The sequence below is a fragment of the Desulfosarcina sp. genome, from assembly GCF_046496365.1.
Classification (GTDB): domain Bacteria; phylum Desulfobacterota; class Desulfobacteria; order Desulfobacterales; family Desulfosarcinaceae; genus Desulfosarcina.
In genome coordinates this window covers 1-4910 of record NZ_JAWOHB010000004.1, presented here as the reverse complement: position 1 = coordinate 4910, position 4910 = coordinate 1, and the positions used below count along the sequence as shown (strand labels likewise).

General features: G+C 56.1%; 6 protein-coding genes. 4 read left to right on the top strand and 2 right to left on the bottom strand.

Translation table 11 applies throughout. The annotated features are described in order from the left end of the window. The first annotated feature begins 39 nt into the window (after positions 1 to 39). From R6V78_RS00140 to R6V78_RS00125, 4 genes are all read left to right on the top strand, one after another. A complete protein-coding gene (locus R6V78_RS00140) occupies positions 40 to 519 on the top strand; it encodes a hypothetical protein (RefSeq protein ID WP_410287287.1) in 480 nt (159 codons plus the stop codon). Positions 520 to 602: 83 nt separating this feature from the next. Continuing rightward, positions 603 to 950, top strand: a complete 348-nt coding sequence (locus R6V78_RS00135) for a hypothetical protein (RefSeq protein WP_410287286.1) — start codon at positions 603 to 605, stop codon at positions 948 to 950. 6 nt (positions 951 to 956) lie between these two features. Then, positions 957 to 2180, top strand: a complete 1224-nt coding sequence (locus tag R6V78_RS00130; RefSeq protein WP_410287285.1) for an AI-2E family transporter — start codon at positions 957 to 959, stop codon at positions 2178 to 2180. 221 nt (positions 2181 to 2401) lie between these two features. Next, complete coding sequence (locus R6V78_RS00125; RefSeq protein WP_410287284.1) at positions 2402 to 3649, top strand: hypothetical protein; 1248 nt, start codon at positions 2402 to 2404, stop codon at positions 3647 to 3649. 141 nt (positions 3650 to 3790) lie between these two features. Here the strand turns inward: R6V78_RS00125 and R6V78_RS00120 are convergent, their stop codons facing one another. Together R6V78_RS00120 and R6V78_RS00115 are read right to left on the bottom strand one after the other, a co-directional pair. Continuing rightward, entirely contained in the window at positions 3791 to 4450 is a 660-nt protein-coding gene (locus R6V78_RS00120) for a J domain-containing protein (protein WP_410287283.1), read from the bottom strand. A 12-nt stretch (positions 4451 to 4462) separates the two neighbouring features. After that, a complete protein-coding gene (locus R6V78_RS00115) occupies positions 4463 to 4867 on the bottom strand; it encodes an Hsp20/alpha crystallin family protein (protein WP_410287282.1) in 405 nt (134 codons plus the stop codon). Between the last annotated feature and the right edge of the window lie 43 nt (positions 4868 to 4910).

The window sequence follows — 4910 nt, the reverse complement described above, 5'->3', positions numbered from 1 at the left end:
TTTTTACGACAGCATCAAGACTGAGAAGGAGGACAAGGAATGGTTGAAAGAAAGCATTCAAGTAAAGAAAAGGAAACGAATTTCGAGCGCAGTTCCCAAGATATACGTGACGATATCGCTAACGAAAAAGAAAACATTTCCCGGACAGTGGATGAAATCAGCGAGCGTATCAAAGAGAAAACGGATTGGCGCGAATATGTGAAGGACTCACCATTCTTGGCCATAGGGGCTGCAGCAGGCCTCGGTTATCTAGCCTCAAGGGTATTCATTACCCGTACCACCCCCACGGAACGAATTGTGAAGACCGTTGCCGAGGGCGTTCACGATTCACTCGATAGCCTGCATGCCCAAGTTTCCAGGCCCGGCCTGATCACAATGGCCTTGCTGACCATGGCTACGAAGGCTGCCGCCGACTGGATAAAAAATGCAAGCTTTACAGCGGAGACAGCAGACGGTGATGCAGGGCCTCAACCTCAGCGCGGACGTGATTCGACGATCAACGGGAAAATGGAACCGTAATCAATCAGAGCAAATATTGTGTCGTTAAATAGGCCGCCACAGAACAGAACACAGGAAAGTAATAGAAGACCAAGGAGCATAAAATGGATAAAAATAATTACGAAAACTCTGGACAAGAATCGACAGGAGAACCGGGCAATTCAGGCGCAAAAACGAAAAGCACCCTGGAGCGCGGCGCTGAGGCTTTCGGACACGCTGAAGAGGCAGTCAGTGATGCTTATGATAAAACGTCCGAGAAGGTCGGTGAAAACTATAATAAGGCCAAGAATTACATCCACGACAATCCGGGCAAGACCATTCTGATTTCATTGGGGATTGGAGTCGGCATAGGCCTTCTCTTGGGCGGCAGCACCCATAGGACGCGCACCGGCCGGCTGGCCCAACCCGTAGTTCATGCGCTCTCCGACATCGCTCTTGCGTATTTTCGCTAAACTGCCATGACGGGCGACTCCAGACAAAATCCGACGCCGCTCCCGGTTTTCTTATATATGATCCTGGGAGCGGCGCTGTATGCCTTCATCCAGTCGTTCTCGCTGCTCTCCCCCATTCTGTTGTCGTTTCTGTTGATTCTTCTGATCTCCCTCGCAGTGAATCCTTTAATATCCAGAATGCGCGCGTGGAAGGGCGGAAGAAAAGGCGCAACGGGACTGATCGTGACCGCATTGATTGCGGCCATAGCCTTAACGGGCTGGGCTTCTTTCGTTCCCATGAAGAAGCTGGTCGCTAATCTTTCGGAGCAGGCGCCATCTTACTGGGAAAGATTCCAAAAACCCCTGATCAAAATGGAGCAGCAAGCCGTGATCTCCGAGGAAAAACTCCAAGCGGAAGTCACTCTGGAGATTGTCCGAACCGGGATGGAGGATGGCAGGCCCCAACCTTTGCCGCAAAGCGCTGAAAAGTCATCCCCCAAACCCGCAAAGGAGTTAAAATCTCTGCGTTCCAGTTTGAGCGAGATGTTCCAGAACGTGGCCGGACGCTTCACGACCATGGCGTTCAATGTAACCCATATTCTGGTGGTGCTGGTAACTGTTTTTATCGGTGCGACATTTACGCTCATGAATCCCCGCCCGATCTTTATGGCGATGTTTTCCCTGGCACCCGAGCGCCATCACGAGCAGATGCTGACCATCGTACAACGCATTGGAAAATTTGTGCCCCGGTGGGTCGCGACGACGCTGCTGGGAATGTTCACCATTGGCCTGCTCGTATTCCTGCTCATGTGGCCTGTCTTCGGATTCATGGATGCGCTGGTCCTCGGGCTGATTGCGGGCATTTTGGAAGCAATTCCCTTCATAGGGCCTATCCTCAGCGCCGTACCCGCAATCTTGCTCGCTCTGGGCAAAGGAGGCATGGCCCCGTTGTGGGTCTTATTCTCCTATATTGCGGTCCAGGTAGTGGAGAACAATGTCATCCTCCCTTTAATCGTGGCGCACGGTATGAAACTGCATCCCCTGGCCGTGATTTTTTCCATGCTTCTGTGTGTGGCCGCCTTTGGGGTGCTGGGCGTATTAATCGCAGCCCCTCTGGCTGCCATCGTGGATATCCTGCTTGACGAGCTTTATCGAAAGCGCTTACTTCCCGCCACAACGGACGCAGACCTGGATCATCTCGCAGGAAGGGCTTTGCAAGAAAAACAGCCCGTCAGCAAGCTACACCCTTGAACACCCATCGGCAAGGCTATTCAAGCCACCGACACGAAACAGCGAAGCGCCATTATAATTTTTACACTTTCAATACCGATGGGGTTTGCCGGATAATGTCAAAGGACTGAGGCGAACACGATCATCCGATGCCGCCGTCTGCCTGAAAGCGGCGCCATGGCACAACCTCAGGCGAGACCGGCGCTACTCGCCTGCAAAATGGGAGGAGGGATCGGTATAAAATGAAACGCTTTTCGTGGACGGAATTGTTTATGGATGAAAAGCAGGATGACTCGTTCAAGAAGGAACACCTCTTCCACCTGGACGAAATTTTCTACGATTTCTGGTCCCTCGGTAGAAATATCCTTCTTGGCTGGGCACCCAGTCCCGGCGGACTGGATGCGCTGGTGGTGCCGCATTTCACCATCGGGGAGGCGGTTTTCGCGCAACAGCCGGCAAATGCGGCCGAGGCGGCGCAGGGCCGCCCCTCGGCCGTCATCCCCGACATGCTCCAGGCAATCGTCGCCGGCTCAAAGATGCTGCCGCTGGAAACCCTGCATCAAATCGCGCGGAAACTGGACTGCGAACCGCGGCACGTTGATCTGCCATTTGCCCTTGGCAAAGATCTGCCGTATCGCATCATCAGTTCACTGGTCAAGCGCTACAGCATCACCTTTGTCACCGACAGGGCCGTGGCGCTGTTTGATGTGGTGGGCTTCTCGCGCCACTCTCCCCTTGAACAGGCGGTTCAACTCAACAGCCTGGCCTATTCGGTCAACACCGCCTACAGCAAACTGTTAGACCGGGAAATCAAGATTCGCTTCGCCCGAACCACCACCGGGGACGGATTTTATATCTGGAACCGGGATCGCAGCCTGCACGCCAATATCGATCTGTATCATTTCATGCACCTGGTGCTGGCCGACAACGCCATCGCCCGCAGCAAGACCCGCAGCCATGTGGCCCCGCTGCTGCGCGGCGGCTTCCATATCGGCGGCCACTATGAGTTCTATCAATCCGAAGGGCTGAACCCCACGACCTTCAGCTATATCGTGGGGGATGTCACCATCGAGCTGGCCAGAATGATCGAACAGGCCCGGCCGGGCCAGATTCTGATCGGAGACTTTCATGTCCTGATGCCCAAACCGCCTTCCGATCAAGGGGAAAAACTCGATGCCATCGATTTCATCGACCACGCCCAGGAGCGCCTGTCGAGCCTTGAAGGCATGGTCCTGGGCGGTGAACCGGTGGCCGCCATCAAGTGCTATATCACCGGGGCAGGCCAAAAGGACGACGGCTACGACATCAGCAAGTACCAGCTCAAGGATAAACACGGTTTTTTGCACCAGGTGTTCAATGCCAAGGTCAACATCCACCGGATCAACGGTGATCCCATATTTCTGGGCATCCAGAACGCCGATCTCTCCGACTTCGGCGTTGCCAGATGGTCTTTTAAAAAGCAAAGCCGGCCGCTTCCGCCATCTGGCTGAACGATCGGGCCGGAACTTAAAACCCGATTCGCCGTTTCGCAGGCTTGCCGCCTGGATGTTTCCGCCGGCAACAGGCGAGTGATGCCCCCGCTTGCGCCGCGCCATCTCCGGGTCGCCATTTGCGCCAACGGCACCCGCCGCCTACAGGCAGACCAGCGCCAGGTTGAGCACCAGCCTTTCACGTCTGAGCAACAGGGTCCGGCGCTCACCGTGAACCGTATTCGGACCGATGCGCAGCGGCACGCTGATGCGGGTTTCCACGCGACCGCAGCCCTGGCACAAGGGGCAGCCCGGCGCCGAAAAAACAGCGCCGCCGCAGGCCGGACAAACGTCCGTCAACGGCAGTTCCAGGATCACCTCACCGCCCCGGCGGGCCAGGGCCGAAGGAATTTGCAATTGAAGATCGAGGCTTTGAAAACTGTCGCACGGGGGCGAAGTGTTGAGGGGGACGACCGGGCAAGCACCGAAATCCCTTTTTTCCATGCCGCGTCGCTGCACCGCATGCAGCGGGGGTTGCGGCGCTAAAACGGCATCGTAAGCCTTGCGTTTTTCAGTATCGGAAAGCGTTTGGTAGGCATCGTTGAGTTCGCGAAAACCGTCGCTCCCGCTGCCGGTGCCGATGCCCGCATCGGGATGAAGCCGCTTTGCGCCGCGACGAAACGCCTCTTTGATCTGCTCCGGGCTCGCCTCACGAGCGATGCCCAGAACCATGTAATAATCTCGCGCCATGGCAATGCATCGCGGATTGCATCGGCCCCGGGCCGGTGCCGTCAGCACCGGCCCGATCACCCGAGTTCTCAAGTCCGATCCGGCTTAGGCCGTCGCCACGGTGATCTTGCGGGGGGTGGCCTTGGCGTGCTTGGGCAGCGTCAGATTGAGCACCCCGTCAGTAAGACCGGCCTCGATGCGATTTTGATCGATGGTTTCGGCCAGGGCGAACTGGCGATAGAACCGACCGATCTCGAACTCGACCAGCAAATCCGTCTCCCCTGCAGATTCCCACGGGCGCACATCCCCACTGATGGTCAGGACGTTGTCGCGCAGGTCGATGTTCAGGTCGTCGGCCTTCACGCCGGGCATGTCGGCCAGAAGGCGAATCTCATTATCGGTCTCGAAGATATCCACCACCGGGGTGAACACCAGGCCGGGCCGGGTCTGCTCGGCCGCAGTGGCCAAAGCCTGTTTATCCTTGACTTGAAGTTCTTTGGAATCAGCCATGTTTCGTCCCTCCTTTCCCCGATTATTTCACACTGATCTGCTT

Excerpts from the sequence above, each read along its gene's own strand:
- R6V78_RS00125 (WP_410287284.1), top strand. The coding sequence starts at position 2,402 with ATGAAACGCTTTTCGTGGACGGAATTGTTTATGGATGAAAAGCAGGAT.
- R6V78_RS00135 (WP_410287286.1), top strand. The coding sequence starts at position 603 with ATGGATAAAAATAATTACGAAAACTCTGGACAAGAATCGACAGGAGAA.
- R6V78_RS00130 (WP_410287285.1), top strand. The coding sequence starts at position 957 with ATGACGGGCGACTCCAGACAAAATCCGACGCCGCTCCCGGTTTTCTTA.
- R6V78_RS00115 (WP_410287282.1), bottom strand. The coding sequence starts at position 4,867 with ATGGCTGATTCCAAAGAACTTCAAGTCAAGGATAAACAGGCTTTGGCC.
- R6V78_RS00140 (WP_410287287.1), top strand. The coding sequence starts at position 40 with ATGGTTGAAAGAAAGCATTCAAGTAAAGAAAAGGAAACGAATTTCGAG.